Origin of the sequence: Agromyces sp. MMS24-JH15 (assembly GCF_043518605.1) — a bacterium.
Classification (GTDB): domain Bacteria; phylum Actinomycetota; class Actinomycetes; order Actinomycetales; family Microbacteriaceae; genus Agromyces.
On record NZ_CP171358.1, the window covers coordinates 1,424,926 to 1,440,497 of the forward strand.

Annotated in this window: 15 protein-coding genes; 5 read left to right on the top strand and 10 right to left on the bottom strand. The window is 72.9% G+C overall.

Going from position 1 to position 15,572, the window contains the following annotated elements; translation table 11 throughout:
- Positions 1 to 34: 34 nt before the first annotated feature.
- Genes ACDF64_RS06480 through ACDF64_RS06495 form a run of 4 tightly spaced genes read right to left on the bottom strand, consistent with a single transcriptional unit; the run spans position 35 to position 4,918 of the window.
- Positions 35 to 934, bottom strand: coding sequence for a hypothetical protein (locus ACDF64_RS06480; RefSeq protein ID WP_394554207.1), 900 nt, complete (start codon positions 932 to 934; stop codon positions 35 to 37).
- Between the two features lie 59 nt (positions 935 to 993).
- Positions 994 to 2,379, bottom strand: coding sequence for a polysaccharide pyruvyl transferase family protein (locus ACDF64_RS06485; RefSeq protein ID WP_394554208.1), 1,386 nt, complete (start codon positions 2,377 to 2,379; stop codon positions 994 to 996).
- The gene (locus ACDF64_RS06490) at positions 2,376 to 3,866 is read right to left on the bottom strand and encodes a lipopolysaccharide biosynthesis protein (RefSeq protein ID WP_394554210.1); all 1,491 of its coding nucleotides are present in this window, start codon (positions 3,864 to 3,866) and stop codon (positions 2,376 to 2,378) included. Before ACDF64_RS06490 ends, ACDF64_RS06485 begins: the two co-directional genes overlap by 4 nt.
- 2 nt (positions 3,867 to 3,868) lie before the next feature.
- Positions 3,869 to 4,918: a glycosyl transferase gene (locus ACDF64_RS06495; protein ID WP_394554211.1), complete on the bottom strand. Its 1,050-nt coding sequence runs from the start codon at positions 4,916 to 4,918 to the stop codon at positions 3,869 to 3,871.
- A gap of 250 nt (positions 4,919 to 5,168) precedes the next feature.
- Here ACDF64_RS06495 and ACDF64_RS06500 point away from each other — a divergent pair, with 250 nt between their 5' ends.
- The 3 genes from ACDF64_RS06500 to ACDF64_RS06510 all read left to right on the top strand — a co-directional run bounded on the left by ACDF64_RS06500 (position 5,169) and on the right by ACDF64_RS06510 (position 8,484).
- Positions 5,169 to 6,545: a Coenzyme F420 hydrogenase/dehydrogenase, beta subunit C-terminal domain gene (locus tag ACDF64_RS06500; protein ID WP_394554212.1), complete on the top strand. Its 1,377-nt coding sequence runs from the start codon at positions 5,169 to 5,171 to the stop codon at positions 6,543 to 6,545.
- A gap of 283 nt (positions 6,546 to 6,828) precedes the next feature.
- A complete protein-coding gene (locus tag ACDF64_RS06505) occupies positions 6,829 to 8,061 on the top strand; it encodes a DUF998 domain-containing protein (protein WP_394554214.1) in 1,233 nt (410 codons plus the stop codon).
- Positions 8,062 to 8,196: 135 nt separating this feature from the next.
- Entirely contained in the window at positions 8,197 to 8,484 is a 288-nt protein-coding gene (locus ACDF64_RS06510; protein ID WP_394554215.1) for a GNAT family N-acetyltransferase, read from the top strand.
- A gap of 426 nt (positions 8,485 to 8,910) precedes the next feature.
- Here the strand turns inward: ACDF64_RS06510 and ACDF64_RS06515 are convergent, their stop codons facing one another.
- The 3 genes from ACDF64_RS06515 to upp form a co-directional block, all read right to left on the bottom strand.
- Positions 8,911 to 9,294, bottom strand: a complete 384-nt coding sequence (locus tag ACDF64_RS06515) for a MarR family winged helix-turn-helix transcriptional regulator (protein ID WP_394555060.1) — start codon at positions 9,292 to 9,294, stop codon at positions 8,911 to 8,913.
- A gap of 495 nt (positions 9,295 to 9,789) precedes the next feature.
- Complete coding sequence (locus ACDF64_RS06520; protein ID WP_394554216.1) at positions 9,790 to 10,590, bottom strand: winged helix-turn-helix domain-containing protein; 801 nt, start codon at positions 10,588 to 10,590, stop codon at positions 9,790 to 9,792.
- A gap of 494 nt (positions 10,591 to 11,084) precedes the next feature.
- Positions 11,085 to 11,717 (bottom strand): uracil phosphoribosyltransferase, encoded by a 633-nt coding sequence (upp, locus tag ACDF64_RS06525; protein ID WP_394554218.1) that lies wholly within the window; start codon positions 11,715 to 11,717, stop codon positions 11,085 to 11,087.
- A gap of 42 nt (positions 11,718 to 11,759) precedes the next feature.
- Between upp and tadA the strand changes: the two genes are divergently transcribed.
- Complete coding sequence (gene tadA / locus ACDF64_RS06530) at positions 11,760 to 12,236, top strand: tRNA adenosine(34) deaminase TadA (RefSeq protein ID WP_394554219.1); 477 nt, start codon at positions 11,760 to 11,762, stop codon at positions 12,234 to 12,236.
- A 223-nt stretch (positions 12,237 to 12,459) separates the two neighbouring features.
- Here the strand turns inward: tadA and ACDF64_RS06535 are convergent, their stop codons facing one another.
- The 3 genes from ACDF64_RS06535 to ACDF64_RS06545 all read right to left on the bottom strand — a co-directional run bounded on the left by ACDF64_RS06535 (position 12,460) and on the right by ACDF64_RS06545 (position 14,668).
- Entirely contained in the window at positions 12,460 to 12,783 is a 324-nt protein-coding gene (locus ACDF64_RS06535) for a GIY-YIG nuclease family protein (RefSeq protein WP_394554221.1), read from the bottom strand.
- 212 nt (positions 12,784 to 12,995) lie between these two features.
- Positions 12,996 to 13,706, bottom strand: a complete 711-nt coding sequence (locus ACDF64_RS06540) for a gamma-glutamyl-gamma-aminobutyrate hydrolase family protein (protein ID WP_394554222.1) — start codon at positions 13,704 to 13,706, stop codon at positions 12,996 to 12,998.
- Positions 13,706 to 14,668, bottom strand: a complete 963-nt coding sequence (locus tag ACDF64_RS06545; protein ID WP_394554223.1) for a cation diffusion facilitator family transporter — start codon at positions 14,666 to 14,668, stop codon at positions 13,706 to 13,708. Before ACDF64_RS06545 ends, ACDF64_RS06540 begins: the two co-directional genes overlap by 1 nt.
- A 23-nt stretch (positions 14,669 to 14,691) precedes the next feature.
- On the opposite strand from ACDF64_RS06545, the gene proC reads away from it, so the two are divergent.
- Positions 14,692 to 15,537, top strand: a complete 846-nt coding sequence (proC, locus tag ACDF64_RS06550; RefSeq protein WP_394554224.1) for a pyrroline-5-carboxylate reductase — start codon at positions 14,692 to 14,694, stop codon at positions 15,535 to 15,537.
- Positions 15,538 to 15,572: the final 35 nt, after the last annotated feature.

Genomic DNA, 15,572 nt, shown 5'->3' on the forward strand with positions numbered 1-15,572 from the left:
ACTCTGCGCGACGAAGGCGAGCCATTCTCGCGTTTCAACTCACCCACCGCTTGAATGCCGTGATCGAGTCGCCCCACGCCCACGACGGCTGCGTGTGGCCGAGCGTGTGGGTGCGGCTGGATGCCTCGGACGCGACCGGCTTCGCCTTGGCGATCAGTGCGAGGCTGTGGTCCTTCGGCGGCACTGTCGTGTCGACGCCCGGGGCCACCGAGTAGACGACGCGGATGTTCGCACCCTTCCACGCCGACTGCGGTGCGATCGCCGGATTGCGCTGCTTGATCAGCGTCTCGTTGTAGCCGAACGCCGGGCCGATCGCGTCGCGGCCGTTGTACGCGTACGTCGCCCACAGGTCGTAGACGCCGTTGACGAGGTAGATGCCGCGGAGCTTCGGGATCGCCCGCGTCGCGTACACGCCGCACGCGAGCGCCCCGCCGCCCGACGTCGCGCGCAGCAGGTTGTCCCGCACCGGGAACACCGAGTTCACGTACGCCCATCCGTCGAGCTGCGCCTTCTCGGCGACCGAGTTGGTCCACGCCGCGCCGCCCGCCGTCTGGCAGATCGCGATCCAGCCCTGGTCGACGACGTACTCGGCGTTCCAGAGGAATCCGCCGTTCATCGCGTCGTGCGTCGACTGCGGCGCGTGGTAGAACCACACGACGGGGACCGGCGTCGACTGCCCGGGCTTGACGCTCTGCGGCACGAAGATGCGCGCGAGGTCGCCCTTGATGTCGACCTCGATGTTGTCGTACGGCTTCTTCCCGACGTTCGTCGTCTGGTTCGCCTTGCGGCTCTTCTCGCCGGGCAGCGTCGGCGTCGCCGCCGCGAACGCGGGTGCGGCGCTGCCGGTCCAGATCGCGACGGATGCCGCGACGCTGGCACCGCCGACGACGAATCCGCGGCGGGAGAGGCCGGTCGGGGAGTCGTGCTCGGTCATGGGTGCAGCTCCTTCACGTTTCGCCGGCCCGAAGGCCGCTCGGTGGATCCGGTCGTCGGTCACGTGCGCGCCGCGGCGACCGGCGCGGCTTCCGGGGTCCGGGCGGTCGGGTCGCCCGCGCCCGGCGCGTGCACGGCCGGGTCGACCAGGCCGTCGGTGTTGCGTTCGGCGAGCGTGCGGAGGCGCCCCGCGGATGCGGCGATCGTCCGACGCAGCGCCGGCTCGGCGTCGAGTCGGTCCACGACCGCGAGCACGCGGTCCGCGAGCGCCGGGCCGGGCTCGACGCACAGGTCCGGCACGCCCACGAGCCGCATGAGCCCCTCGACCTTGCCCTGCGTCGCGAGCGTGATCGCCGGGACGCCGGACCGGAGCGACATGATCGCGAGGTGCATGCGCCCCGTGACGGTCAGGCTCGCCCGCGCGGCGAGCCCGCGGATCTCGGCCGGCTCGAGCAGCCGGTCGACGAGCAGGACGCCCGGATCGTCCGCGAGCCGGTCGTGCACGGCGCGGCAGGCGGCGACGTCGTCGGACGTCGGGCGGGACACGTGCGGGACCAGCACGACCCGCAGGCCCCGGGTTCGCAGGGCCCGGACGATCCGCTCGTACTGGGCGGCCTGGTCGAGGTTCCGCCCGACGAGCGCGCTCACGTTCACGAGTACCACGCGGTCGCCCGCGGCGGTCGCGTCGGCATCCCCGCCGGCCTCGCCCCCGGGTTCGCCGGTCGGTTCATCGGTCGCGGCGCGGCGAGCGGATGTCCCGAGCAGCGCGTCGGCCGTGCGCGGGTCCTCGTCCAGCGCCGTGAACACGAGGTCGGCGGACTCCACGACCCCCGGGATCCCGGCGGCTCGGGCACGGTCGGCCGAGATCGGATCCCGCAGGTACGGCACGACGCCGGCCCCCGCGGCACGCCGGAGCGCCGCCAGGGCCCGCGGATGCGGCGCCGCGTTCCAGCTGAACCCGAGGATGCGCGCCGGGATGCCCGCCGCGGCCGCCGCCTCGGCGAGCATCGACCGGCGCACGGACGCCCGCGGACTGTACCGGCCGTCCATGATGTCGGCGCCGATCACGCTCAGCGAGCGGGCTCGGGAGAGGATCGCGCCGTACGCCGTCAGCTCCGCCCGCCGGTCCCCGCCGAGGCCGTACACGAGCTCCGGGAAGTCGACGATCGAGACCCGGCCCGGCCCTTCCGGGACGCGGAAGTCGCCGACGCCCCGCGCGATGACCATGACCGGCCCGTCGACACGTTCGACGAACGCGTCGAGCATCGCCTGGTCGCCGATGTTGCCGGCCCCGGCCGACGCGACGAGCACGTGCGGGCCCGTCGGCTCCGGCCGACCGATCGCGGCGGCGATGACCGCGCGATCGCGTGCGGCACCGAACGCCGACGCCGTGACGACCTCCTCGGCCTTCGCGCGCGCCTTGCGGAGCATCCTGCTCGGCTTCATGCCGTCTCCCCTCGACCGGTGCCGCCGCGGAAGTACCGGCGGATCGCGAACATCGCGCGGAGGTCGTTCCGCAGCGGCCTCACGAGCAGCGCCGCGAGCGCGATCGCGGCGGCGTAGGCGGCCGCGCCGATCGCGAGGTGCCCCGCCCACGCGGCGTCCGGCAGCCACATCGTCGCGCCGAAGCTCGCGAGGCCCGCGAGCGCGTGCACGCCGAACGCCCTGACGCCGTTCAGGAAGAGCATCCGCGACGGCGCGTCGCTGACCCGCGAGACCCACCAGAGCGCGGCCGGCCACAGCACGACCGTCGATGCCGCGAACGCCCACGCGACGCCGAGCACGCCCCAGGTCGAGCCGAGGAGGACGACCACGATCATGATCGGGCGGGTCGCGAGCGAGAACCACAGGTGCTGGGCCGTGAGCCCCTTGGCGAGGAACACCCAGTACGCCGCGTAGCTCGCCGCCGTGAAGAAGCCGGCCAGCGCGAGCACCTGGAAGATCGGCACCGCACCGCCCCACTGCTCGCCGAGCGCGAGCAGGATGACCGCGCCCGCTTGGGCGCACGCGAACGACAGCACCGCGCCGACGAGGTTGAGCATGAACGCCTGCCCGAGGCCGATGAACTCGGCGAAGCGGCGCCGGTCGTCCTGGAGCTTCGCCAGTACCGGCAGCGCGACGCGGGTCGACGGCGCGTTGATCTGGTTCAGCGGCATGAGCATGAGCTGGAACGCGCGGTTGTAGAGGCCGAGCGCGCTCGCGCCGACCGTGGCGCCGATGATCACCGAGTCGACGTTGCGGCTCGCGTAGGTGACGAGCTGCGAGCCCACGAGGTTGGCGCCGAACCGGAGGAATCCGCCCATCGGCACCCCGCGCCGCGGGAGCCCGGGCCACCACCCGCCGACCGCGACGACCCCGATGAGCGTCGCCGTCGCGGCCGCGAGCTGCTGCGCGACGAGCGCCCAGGTCCCGAGCCCCGCGGTCGCGCCCCAGATGCCGACGACCAGCCCGGCGACCTGGCCCGCGATCTCGGTGCCGCTCAGGCGTCCGAACCGGAGGTCCCGGTTCAGGTCGGCGCGGAACTGGGTCGAGATCCCGTTCAGGAGGAAGGTGACCGACAGCGCCATCGCGACGGGCTGGAGCGCGGGATCCCCGTAGAACCCGGCGATCGGCCCGCTCGCGAGGCACACCGCGAGCGCGAGCACCGCGCCGATCCCGGTGTTGATCCAGAACAGGTTCGTGCGCTGGGCGCGGCTGACCGTGCGCGCCTGGATCGCGGCGGACGAGAGTCCGAAGTCGCGGAACACCTCGCCCACGCCGATGATCGCGAGCACCATCGCGAGCACGCCGTAGTCGGCGGGCGTGAGCAGCCGCGCGAGCACGACGATGCCGGCGAGCTGCACGAGCACGCGCAGGACCTGCGCGCCGAGCGTGATCGCGGCGCCGCGCGAGGCGGATGCCCCGAGGCTCGCAGGTCGCTCGCCGATCGCCATCCTCACGCCTCCACCGGGACGGGCAGGGCCGCGGACCGCCGCTGCGCGAGCAGTGCGCGGTAGGCGTCCGCCTGCCGTCGACCGATCGCCGGCCAGTCGCGTCCCGAGAGGTCCGGCTCCCCGGCGGGCGGGCCGTGCCGGACGGCGGCGAGCCCGACCTCGAGCGCGTCGGCGTCGAAGTCGCCGCGGTAGCGAAGCACCCACTCCTCGCCGACCTCGGCGGCGATGGCCGCGTTGGCGGGGCTGTCGGGGACCAGGACGCGCCGGCCGAGCGAGAGCGCGACGAGCAGGACGCCCGAGTTGTGCATCTCGGCGTAGGGCAGCACGACGAGGTCGGCCGCGGTCACCTCGCGCACGAGCTCGTCGTCCGGGACGAACGCGAGTCGCGCGGACACGTGCGGGTCGGCCGCGACGGCCGCCTCGATCCGCTCCCGCAGCTCGGGCGTCGGGTTGCCGACGAGCCGCAGCTCGGTGCCGGCCGGCCGCTGCGCACGGTACAGGTCGAGCAGGCGTTCGACGCCCTTGTAGGGGCGGATGATCCCGAAGTAGAGGAGGCGCCCGGGCACCGGTTCGGAGCGAGGATGCCCCGCGAAGCGGTCGCGGTAGTGGCCGTGCGGGATCGTCACGGCGCGAGCGGTCGCGGGGAGTTCGGTCGCCGGGTTCAGCCGGACGAAGAGGTCGGTGCGGCGGTCGACCGAGTCGAGGAGCCGCTGCTCGGGCCCGCCCCCCGCTTCATGCGGGCGCAGGTTGTGCACGGTCCGCACGATCGGGATGCCGCGCACACGGGTGCGGAGCAGGAGCATCCGCATCGCCTGGCGCTTGCCGAACCGCTGCCAGGGCGTGCGCGCCCGGAGCAGGAGCTCGGGCCAGTGCAGGTGCAGCACGTCGTACTCGCCGCGGAGCGCCTCCGACCAGGAGAAGCAGCGGACCGTCACGTCCTCGGGCGCGCCGCCGACGACCTGGTCGACGAACTTGGTGGTGCCGTCCGGGGGCGCGAGCGAATGGAGCACGGTCAGTGCGCCGGCGTCGGTCGGCCGTTCGTCTCGGGTCACGTGACGCCCCCTCCCGTGGTTCCCCTGGCACGGGCCGCACGGTCGCTCGCGGTCGTTTCCATGGTGGACGGAGACCTAGCTCTCGGGCGGCCGCGTTGCGTCGGGTGCCCACGCTACCTGCGGCCTCCGGGCGCGGGAACCCCGGGTCGCGCCTCGCAACGCGATCGTCGGGTACCCGTAACCCGCGCGTTACCTGAGCAAGTTTCAGTTGATATCGGGCCGGCCGGTCGGCCGGAACGATCGGGGGGCTATGCACGGCATCGAGGACGTCGTCCGCGGCGGCATGTGCGTCGGGTGCGGTGCGTGCGCCGTGCGCACCGACGGCAGGATCTCGCTCGAACTCGGCCGCCGCCGCTCCTGGGAGGCCGACCTCGCCGACGTCGTCGAGCCCGACCTGCGTGCGGCGAGCCGGGTGTGCCCGTTCTCCGACGAGGCCCGGAACGAGGACCAGCTCGGCGCGAGCCGCTTCCCCGGCCTGCCGCACGACCCGCGCGTCGGCCGGTACTCCGGGCTGTTCGCCGGGCGACTCGTCGACGAGGCCCGCCTGCTCGGGGCGAGCTCGGGCGGGCTCACCGGATGGGTCGCCGAGCAGCTGCTCGTCCGCGGCGACGTCGACGCCGTCATCCACGTCGCCACGAGCGAGGACCCCGCGAAGGGGCTGTTCGCCTATCGCGTCACCGACGAACCGGCGACGTACCGCAGCCGCCGGAAGTCGCTCTACTACGCGACCACGTTCGCCGACGTCCTCGCCGGGGTCCGCGGCGACGGCCGTCGGTACGCCGTGCTCGGCGTGCCGTGCTTCCTCAAGGCCGCCCGGCTCCTCGCGGAGGAGGACGAGGTGCTCGGCTCGCAGCTCGCGTTCTTCCTCGGGCTCGTGTGCGGGCACCTCAAGTCGCAGGCGTTCGCCGAGGCGCTGGCCTGGCAGGCCGGCGTCGCGCCGGACGAGCTCGCGACCGTCGACTTCCGGGTGAAGGTGCCGGGCCGCTCGTCGAGCCGCTACGACTTCGGCGCGGTGCCGGTCGACGGGGCCGAGGTCGACGCACCGGTCGCCGGCCTGGTCGGCGGGAGCTGGGGGCACGCGATGTTCCAGGTGCAGGCGTGCGACTACTGCGACGACATCTTCGCCGAGACCGCGGACATCGCCTTCGGCGACGCCTGGCTGCCGCGCTACAAGGAGGACTGGCGGGGCATGAACGTCATCGTCTCGCGCCGCCCCGAACTCGATGCGCTGCTCCGCGAGTCGGCCGAGCTCGTGCTGGACGAACTCACGCTCGACGAGGTCGCGGCGACGCAGGCCGGGAACTTCCGGCACCGCCGGGTCGGCCTCTCGGTCCGACTGCACGACGACGTGGCGGCCGGGCGCCCGGTGCCCGTGAAGCGGGTCCCCGCGTCGCTCGAGGGCGTGGATCGCACGCGCGTCCGGCTCGTCCGGCAGCGGCGCCTGATCTCCCGGCGGAGCCACGAGGCCTTCGCCGACGCGCGCGCCGCGGGCGATCTCGACGTGTTCCTGCGTGCGATGCGGCCGCTCGTCGCGACCTACGCGCGGATCGACCGGGGCGGGCCGCTCCGGCGGTTCGCCAGGCGCGTCCAGCGACGCGTCGCGGGGCTCGCCCCGAAGCGCGGCTGAGCCCCGCTCCGCCCGGACCCGCCCAGCCGGGCGGGTCCGGCCGTAATCTCACTGCTTCCGTTCACCCTCGTCGTTTATCATCCGTGCATCCGTTTCGAGGGGAAGTGGGGCGGAGGCGATGCAGGTCGGTGCGATCCAACTCGATGCTGCGGATGCCTCGCGCGGCGCTCCGTCCGACGCGCCCGGCGCGAAACCCCGGCCCCGTGACCGCCGGCGACCCGTTCGCTCGTCGGCGGACCTTCGGCCCGCTCGGATTCCGGACCGCCCCGAGGCCGTCACCACGGTGGCCGCGGCCGCGTTCCGCTGGCGCGGGCTGCCGGGCCTGCGCCGGGGCCTCGCCGTCCTCATCGGCCTGAGCGCGGCCGTCGCGGCCCTCGGGATCGTGCTCCGCCACCTCGTCCCGGGGGGCGACGGGATCACCCTGCTCCTGCTGGTGCTGCCGGCGGCCGCGTTCGGCACGCTCGTCGCGGCCGCGATCGTCGTCTGGTCCGGTTCGGAGGAGACGCTCTCGACGGTCCTCGCGCACCGCGGGCTGCACCCGACCCCGCAGGCGCGCGCGAGCGGGAGCGCCATGGGCTGGGCGGCGATGACGATGCTCGCCGTGCACCTCACGGCGCCCGCCTTCGCCCCGCTCCCCGGCGGCGCCTCGTTGATCGGCGTCCTGCTCGGTGCGGGCGTCGGCGTGCTCGCCTGGCGGCTGCACGTCGCGGCGATCGAGCACGAGGCGTACCGCACCGTGAACCTCGTGGCGATGCTGCTCGCCGCGGGCAGCGTCGCGGCGATGGCCGCGACCCCGACGGGCGCGTGGTGGACGATGAACTTCAGCACGCTGGGCACCTCGGACGACCTCGCGGCCGCGTGCTTCAACGCCGCCGTCGTCGTCGCAGGTGCGTTGACCGCGGTGCTCGGCCCGACCCTCAGTCGATCGCTGCTCGACGAGCGCTTCGGGCCGCGCCGGGGCGGGGCGACCGCGCTCCGCGTGCTCATCGCGGTCGTGGGCCTCTCGCTCGTGGGCGTGGGGCTCGTGCCGATCGACACCGACACGGTCCTCCACAACGCGTTCGCGTGCGCGGCCGCCGCCGGCTTCGCGATCGCGGCGCTCGGCGTCCCGGTCTTCGTGCGGCGCCCGCCGCGGCGCTTCGTGGCCTGGTCGATCCTCTCGATCGGCGTCGAGATCGCCGCCATGATCGCCTACGACGCATTCGACCTGTTCAACCTCACGGTGTTCGAGCTCACCGCGTTCTCGCTCGTCTTCGCGTGGCTCATCGCGATGGTCGTCATGACCGCGTCGACGCAGCGCGAGCGCCGTTCGGCCGAGCGGGCGACGCCGGACCGTGCGCACCGCGCGCCGCACCGGATGCCCCGGCGGGACGCGCGGATCGTCCGGCGGCCGGCGTCCACCCCGAAGGCGCGGCGGCATCCCGCGACCCGACGGCACGCGGGCCGCGGTCGACGCCCGAGCCGGACGGCCCTATCCGGCGACGAGCCGGCCCATCGCGGCGACGCCGCACGATGACGGGGCAGGCACCGTCGACTCGCGCGGGAGTCGCCGCACACGGAGGGGGCGGCGCGTGGGACGCTGTCGCACACGGGATCGACGCGCGGCGCCCAGGGCCGGGGCGATCCGAACACCGGAGGGGAGCGGATGCTGATGCAGGGCATCTCCATCGAACGCAGCGACGAGCGGCAGCGCTACGAGTTGACGCAGGACGGCGAGCTCGCGGGATTCGCGGCCTTCGAGGAGGCCGACGGCGTCGTCGTCTTCACGCACACGATCGTGCTGCCGGCGTTCGAGGGGCGGGGATTCGGCAGTCGGCTCGCCGCGTTCGCGCTGGGCGACGTGGTCGAGCGCGGACTCCGCTTCGTGCCGCGCTGCCCGTTCATCGCCGCGTACGTCCGAAGCCACACCGAGTTCGAGGCATCCATCGCGCGTCGCTGACGAGCGCGCGCGGGCGCGCCGGTGCGGGTCGCCGGTGGCGCGCCGGTGCGGGTCGCCGGTGGCGCGCCGGTGCCGCTGCGGCGTGCGGTCGGACCCGGCTCGAGGCATCCATGGCCCGCGTTCTGGGGCAGTCGCCCGCCGACCGGGGTCGCATACAATCGCGACAGCACCCGGTCGATCCGTCGCCTACCCGACTCCGAGCATCCCCTCGGTCGGCGTCTGATCTCGTGTCCTGACACGCCGGGTACCAGAGCTCGCCGAGCTCAGTTCGGGTCGCTCGGTGAGAAGGAGGCCTCCTGTGGGGCCGCGGTGGGGCGGGAGGTAGGGTTCCCGTCCCGCCGTCTCCTCGATGCGAGCGCTCTCACGGTCCCGACCCGGCTCCTCGTCAGGAGGACGCCCGGCCCGGCCGCTGCCGACTCGGGCGCTTCAGGCCTCGCCGTCGACCGACGCGCGCAGGCGGTCGCAGAGCTCGGCGAGCCGGGCGAGTTCGTCCTCGTCGAGGCCGCCGCCGACGTGCCGCGTGATCGCGTCCATGTGGTGCACGGCGACCGCGCGGAACGCCTCGAAGCCCTCGGACGTGAGCGAGACGATCGTGCCGCGGCCGTCGGTCGGGTCATCCGACTTCGCGACGAACCCGCGCGCGGCGAGCCGGTCGACGAGGCGGCTCACGCTCGGCTGGGTGATGAGGACGTGGCGGTTCAGGTCCTTGAGGCGGAGTCGGCGCTCGGGCGCCCGGCTGAGGTTGAACAGGACGTCGTACTCGTTCAGGGACATCACGTCGGTCGGGAATTCGGCGGAGAGGGCGCGCATCACCGCCACCTGTGCGCGGAAGAGCGACTCCCAGGCATTGACGGTGCGGATGCGATCGGCCACGCGGCCCCCTTCCCTCGGCGCCGCTCGACGCGGGCGTTCGGATCAAGGATAGGGGGCGCGGCGGACGCGCGGTCGGCCGCCCATCGCGGCCCGCGGCGCCGGGCCGAAACCGGCCCGGACACGGTTGAGGGCCGGTCGTAGAGGCTGACGACCGGCCCTCTCCCTTGCACCAAGAGTGTCCTGCAATCACATTCCGTACCGACCGCCACAGCAAACAGTCGGTACGTACTGAATATATAACGGATCGGTAACGAGCGCTAGTGGTGATTCGGATCGAATTCGGCGGGAGGATGCCCCGGACAGCGTTTCCCGAGCTTCGGTGCGGGACCGGTCAGGAGCCGCTCTCGTCGCCCGTCTGCAACGTGGTGCACCGAGCATACGCCCGTGCCCCGCGCTTGCGCAGCGCGGGGCACGGATCGAGGTCGGAAATCCTCAGAAGACGTCCGGGCTCGGGGTCGAGGCCTGGCGGATCGAGACATCCGCGTGCCGGTCGAACCGGTAGCCGATGCCGCGGACCGTGCGCACGATGTCCTGGTAGTGCGCGAGCTTGGAGCGCAGGCGCCGCACGTGCACGTCGATCGTGCGCTCGCTCGGAACCTCCTCGTCGTCGGCCCAGAGCTTCGCGATGAGCTCGTGCCGGTCGATCGTGCGACCCTCGCGGAGCACGAGGTACTGGAGGAGCTCGAACTCCTTGTACGTGAGCCCGGCGGGCTCGCCGTCGAGGAGGACGCGCTTGCGCGAGATGTCGATGATCACGCCGTTCGGGTGGCGGTCGGTGTCGTCGCGCGTGTCCTGGCCGCTCGCCTGACGCTGCTTGGCCAGCGCGGCCGGGTCCTGGAGTGCGAGACGGACGACGTCCACGTCGCGTCCGCCGGCGCCCTCGGGGGCGAGCGCGACCGCGGCATACGTCTCGGCCGACGGGGCGACCTCGGCGGTCAGCTTGCGGAGCGCCTCCACGATGCGGTGGAGCGAGGTGCCGTCGGCGATGGCCTTCGCCTCGTCGATGCCGACGTAGAGGACGAAGCCGCGGGCCTCGGTCCCGTCCGGGACGGCGCGGACGCGCGGGGCTTCGGGGCGGACCGGCTCGGCGCGGGGGGCGTCGACGCGCGGCGAGGCGATCGCGACGCCGAAGCGCTTCGCGCCGGCGAGCGGGCGGAACGCCGGGGCGGCGGTGTCGGCCGGGGCGGCGGACGTGGCGGTGTGGTCGGAGATCTGGGCGAGTGCGAGAGACATGACGGATCCTTGCGAGGTCGAGGCAGCGACCCCGTCTGGAGCGAGGTCGATCAGGTGCCGGAATCGGCGAGGGCGAACCTCCGCAGGGCGGGGTTCACGGAGTCCGTGCGACTCGGATGGGGTCGGCGACGGGAACTCGGCGGAGTAGATCGCGGGTCAGCGGCACATTCGACAACACATGCCTGCACGCGCCGACATCATCATGTCGGCAGTCCTGATGGCCTCGAAGGCGGTCAGGGTGCGGGCGGTTTCTGTCATGTCGGGGAGTCAACCGCACCCCGCCGGATGTGTCAAACCATGACGACCGCGTGACGCGCGGTGACGTCGCACGCGGTGCGCGAGCGTCCGACCGCTGCGGAAGGATCAGGGCCTCAGGTGGTGCCCCTCGAAGAAGCTGCGAGAAACCGGCTCAGAAAAAAATCTTGGACGACGGATGTCCCGCGAACTCCGGGCCTGCCCGAAGATCCTGCACGGGATCGACCCGAGTGCGCGGCTTATACCGTGCCGTACAGGCGGTCGCCGGCGTCGCCGAGGCCGGGGACGATGTACCCGTGCTCGTTGAGCCGCTCGTCGACCGCGCCCACGACGATGGTGACCTCGCGGCCCTGGACCGACTCCTCGACGGCGCGCAGGCCCTCGGGCGCGGCGAGGATGCAGATCGCCGTGACATCCGTCGCCCCACGATCGAGCAGGAAGTGGATCGCGGCCGCCAGCGACCCGCCCGTCGCGAGCATGGGGTCGAGCACGAAGCACTGCCGGTCGCTCAGGTCGTCGGGCAGGCGCTCGGCGTACGTCATCGGCTCGAGCGTCTCCTCGTTGCGCGCCATGCCGAGGAAGCCGACCTCCGCACTCGGCAGGAGGGAGACCATGCCGTCGAGCATGCCGAGGCCGGCGCGCAGGATCGGCACGATGAGGGGCTTCGGGTCGGCGATCCGCACGCCCGTGGTCGGCGCGACCGGCGTGACGATGTCGACCGGCTCGACGCGGACGTTCCGCGTGCCCTCGTACGCGAGGAGCGTCATGAGCTCGTGTACCAGCGCGCGGAACACGGGGGACGGCGTCGTCTCGTCGCGGAGCACCGTCAGCTTGTGGGTGATGAGCGGGTGATCCGCAACGTGGACTCGCATAGGCTCGAGTCTATTCCGGGGGTTCCGGCGAAGGGAGGGCGCGTGCAGCGGCCCGAACACGTCGAGTGGATGCGTCTCGCGCTCGCCGAGGCCGCCCTCGCCGCAGCTTCGGCCGACGTGCCCGTCGGCGCCGTCGTCCTCGACGCCTCCGGCCGGGTCGTCGGTCGCGGGCACAACGAACGCGAACTCCGCTTCGATCCGACCGCCCATGCCGAGGTCGTCGCGATCCGCGACGCCGCCGACGCCGTGCAGGACTGGCAGCTCCCCGACTGCACGCTCGTCGTCACGCTCGAGCCGTGCGTGATGTGCGCCGGGGCGATCCTCGCCGCCCGGATCCCGACGGTCGTGTTCGGCGCGTGGGACGAGAAGGCCGGCGCCGCCGGCAGCGTCTACGACGTGCTGCGCGACCGCCGCCTCAACCATCGCGCGGAGGTGTTCGGCGGCGTCCTGGCGGACGAGACCGGCGCCCTCCTCGTGGACTTCTTCGAGGCCCGCCGCACCCCTCCGGTGCTCGAGTAGCGCCGCACCCGTCCGGTGGTCGAGTAGCGCCGGCGTTTCCGGTGGTCGAGTAGCGCCGGCGCGAAGCGACGACGCGTATCGAGACCGGGCAACCACCGAGGATTCCGGAATCGAGCGGGCGTCTCGGTGGTCGAGCAGAGCCGTTGCGCCGGCGTTTCCGTTGGTCGAGTAGCGCCGGCGCGGAGCGACGACGCGTATCGAGACCACGTGCCGCGCACCGCGTCTACTCGCCCTCGCCGCGATCCCGCCCCGTGAACACCTCCACGCGAGCCACGCGCTTCTGCGCCAGCGCCGGGAGCTCTGCCACCCGACCGTCGATCAACGCCGCGCGCTTCGCGCGGCTCCAGCCCTGCACCTGCTTCTCGCGGGCGAATGCGTCGTCGATCCGCGCAAACTCCTCGACGTACAGGAGCCGGATCGGTCGCCGATGTCGCGTGTACTGGGCGGCGACGCCTGCATCATGCTCGGCGAGGCGGCGTTCGAGGTCGATCGTGCTCCCGACGTAGGTCGTGCCATCGGCGCAGCCGAGGATGTACATGTAGGGCATCACGTCAGCATGCGTCGTTGCGGAGCGGGATGACGCGGCTGTCCACAGGTACGTCGGTGGGCGTGGTCTCGATACGCGTCGTCGCTTCGCGCCGGCGCTACTCGACCACCGGTGCGGTGCTGCTCGATCACCGGGTGGGCGCGTGGTCTCGATACGCGTCGTCGCTTCGCGCCGGCGCTACTCGACCACCGGCGAGGGGCCGCGCGCGGCGGTCAGGCGGCGCGGTGGGCGGCGGCGAGACCCGACAGGTACTCGCCGAGGAGGCGGCGCGAGGCATCCTGCATCGGCGCGGAGTAGCGCGCGCGGTCCGCGCGGAGCGAGTCGCGCGTGTGGCCGTACTCGGGCAGTTCGTCGCCCCAGCGGACGACCCAGTCCTCGTGCATGTCGTCCGTGAGCTCGGGATGGAACTGCACCGCGAGCAGCCAGTCGCCGATCGCGTACGCCTGGTTCGGGTACTGGGGCGAGCTCGCGAGCAGCGTCGCGCCCTCGGGGAGGTCGAACGTGTCGCCGTGCCACTGCACCACCGGGACGCCGCGCATGTGGCGGACGGGGGAGCGCTCGCCGGCCTCGCTCGGCGTCACCTCGAGGAATCCGACCTCCTTGCGCGGACCAGGGTAGGCCCGGGACCCGAGCGCCTCGGCGAGCAGTTGCGCGCCGAGGCAGACGCCGAACACGGGCGCCTCGGCCGCGACCCGGGCGCGCAGGTACGCGATCTCGGCCGCGATGTACGGGTGGAGGTCGCCCTCGTACGCGCCCTCGTCGCCGCCGAGCACGACCACGAGGTCGGGCGCGAGCGCGTCGAGCGCCGAGACATCCGTCGCGGGCGTGTCGACCGTCACGACCTCGTACCCGTGCTCGACGAGCGTGGGTCCGAGGTTGCCGAGCCCGATCGCCGGGTCGTGGCGGAGGACGAGAGCCCGCATCAGTCGATGCTCTTGATGACGATCGCGTCGGTGGGCGGGGCGGTCGCGTTCGGGTCGACCCAGATGTCCGGCTCGATGTAGATGACGCGCGCGGCGGGCACGGCCGTGCGGATCCGGTGCTCGATCGCGTTGGTCGCCGCGGAGATCTCGAGCAGCCTCCGGTCGGCTGCGAAGCCGACCTTCGCGGCGACGAGCAGTTCGTCGGGCCCGAGGTAGAGGGTCTTCATGTGGATGATCCGCTCGGCCTCGTCGCCGGCGAGGATCGCGCGCTCGATCGCCGTGTTGTCGGCGTCGCTCGCGCCCTCGCCGACGAGGAGGCTCTTCGTCTCGATGCCGAGCACGATGGCGACGAGCACGAGCAGCGAGCCGATCAGGAGCGTGCCGATGGCGTCCCAGACCGGGTCGCCCGTGAGGACCGTGAGGCCGACGCCGAGCAGCGCGAACAGCAGGCCGGTGAGGGCCGCGATGTCCTCGAGGAGCACGACGGGCAGCTCGGGCGCCTTCGCGTGGCGGACGAACTGCACCCAGGTCTGGCCGCGCCGGTGTTCGTTCGACTCCTTGATGGCCGTGCGCAGCGAGAACGACTCGAGCACGACCGCGATGAGGAGCACGAGGATCGGCACCCACGCGTTCGTGAGCTCGTGCGGGTGGGTCAGCTTCTCGATGCCCTCGTAGATGGAGAACACGCCGCCGACCGAGAACAGGATGATCGAGACGACGAACGCGTAGACGTAGCGCTCGCGCCCGTAGCCGAACGGATGCTCCTTGTCGGCGGCCTTCTTCGCCTTGCGCCCGCCGAGCAGGAGCAGCAGCTGGTTGCCCGAGTCGGCGACCGAGTGGATGCCCTCGGCGAGCATCGAGGCGGAGCCGGAGACGGCCCACGCGATGAACTTCGTGATCGCGATGCCGAGGTTCGCAGCGAAGGCCGCGACGATGGCTCGGGTACCGCCGGATGCGCTCATGCAGGCAATCCTAGGATGGTCGCATGAATGCCGAGGACCGTGTGACCGTGCCCCCGATCGCCTTCCTGGGGGCGGGTTCGATGGCCCGTGCCATCCTCGCGGGGCTGTTGCGACCGGAGGTCGACGCGGCCGACATCCGCGCCACCAACCGGTCGGCCGACAAGGCCGCCGAGCTCGCCGCCGACGGCGTGGCCGCGTACGCGACCGAGACGGATGCCTCGGCCAATCGTCGCGCGGTCGCGGGCGCGAAGCTCGTGGTCGTCGCGGTCAAGCCCGCGATGGTGCCCGACCTGCTGCACGAGATCGCCGATGCGCTCGAACCCGGCGCGGTCGTGGTGAGCGTGGCTGCCGGGGTCACGGTGGCGACGTTCGAGTCGATCCTGCCCGAGCACGTCTCGGTCGTCCGGACCATGCCGAACACGCCCGCGGTCGTCGGGCGGGCCGTCACCGGGGTCTCGGCGGGCACGCGTTCGACCGACGGCGACCTCGAGCTCGTGACGGCGCTGTTCGGCACGGTCGGGCAGGTGCTCGTGGTGCCCGAGTCGCAGCTCGATGCGCTGTCGACGATCTCGGGCTCGGGTCCGGCGTACGTGTTCCTCCTGATCGAGCAGTTGACCGCGACGGCGATCGACCTCGGGTTCACGCCCGAGGAGGCCGCGATCATGGTGCAGGGGACGTTCCGCGGGGCATCCGAGCTGCTGGCGGCGTCGGGGGAGGAGCCGGCCGAGCTCCGCCGACGGGTGACGAGCCCGAAGGGCACGACCGAGCGCGCGATCGCGGTGCTCGACGAGGCATCCCTCAAGCAGACGTTCGACCGTGCGACGCAGGCCGCGCTCGCGCGGGCGAAGGAGCTCGCCGCGGGGGCGTGAGCGCGGGGGCGTGAGGCATCTCGACCGCCGGGAGC

Coding starts and splice junctions, on each gene's coding strand:
- ACDF64_RS06480 (WP_394554207.1), bottom strand. CDS start 934: ATGACCGAGCACGACTCCCCGACCGGCCTCTCCCGCCGCGGATTCGTC.
- ACDF64_RS06485 (WP_394554208.1), bottom strand. CDS start 2,379: ATGAAGCCGAGCAGGATGCTCCGCAAGGCGCGCGCGAAGGCCGAGGAG.
- ACDF64_RS06490 (WP_394554210.1), bottom strand. CDS start 3,866: ATGGCGATCGGCGAGCGACCTGCGAGCCTCGGGGCATCCGCCTCGCGC.
- ACDF64_RS06500 (WP_394554212.1), top strand. CDS start 5,169: ATGCACGGCATCGAGGACGTCGTCCGCGGCGGCATGTGCGTCGGGTGC.
- ACDF64_RS06510 (WP_394554215.1), top strand. CDS start 8,197: ATGCAGGGCATCTCCATCGAACGCAGCGACGAGCGGCAGCGCTACGAG.
- ACDF64_RS06515 (WP_394555060.1), bottom strand. CDS start 9,294: ATGCGCGCCCTCTCCGCCGAATTCCCGACCGACGTGATGTCCCTGAAC.
- ACDF64_RS06520 (WP_394554216.1), bottom strand. CDS start 10,590: ATGTCTCTCGCACTCGCCCAGATCTCCGACCACACCGCCACGTCCGCC.
- upp (WP_394554218.1), bottom strand. CDS start 11,717: ATGCGAGTCCACGTTGCGGATCACCCGCTCATCACCCACAAGCTGACG.
- ACDF64_RS06535 (WP_394554221.1), bottom strand. CDS start 12,783: ATGCCCTACATGTACATCCTCGGCTGCGCCGATGGCACGACCTACGTC.
- ACDF64_RS06540 (WP_394554222.1), bottom strand. CDS start 13,706: ATGCGGGCTCTCGTCCTCCGCCACGACCCGGCGATCGGGCTCGGCAAC.
- ACDF64_RS06545 (WP_394554223.1), bottom strand. CDS start 14,668: ATGAGCGCATCCGGCGGTACCCGAGCCATCGTCGCGGCCTTCGCTGCG.
- proC (WP_394554224.1), top strand. CDS start 14,692: ATGAATGCCGAGGACCGTGTGACCGTGCCCCCGATCGCCTTCCTGGGG.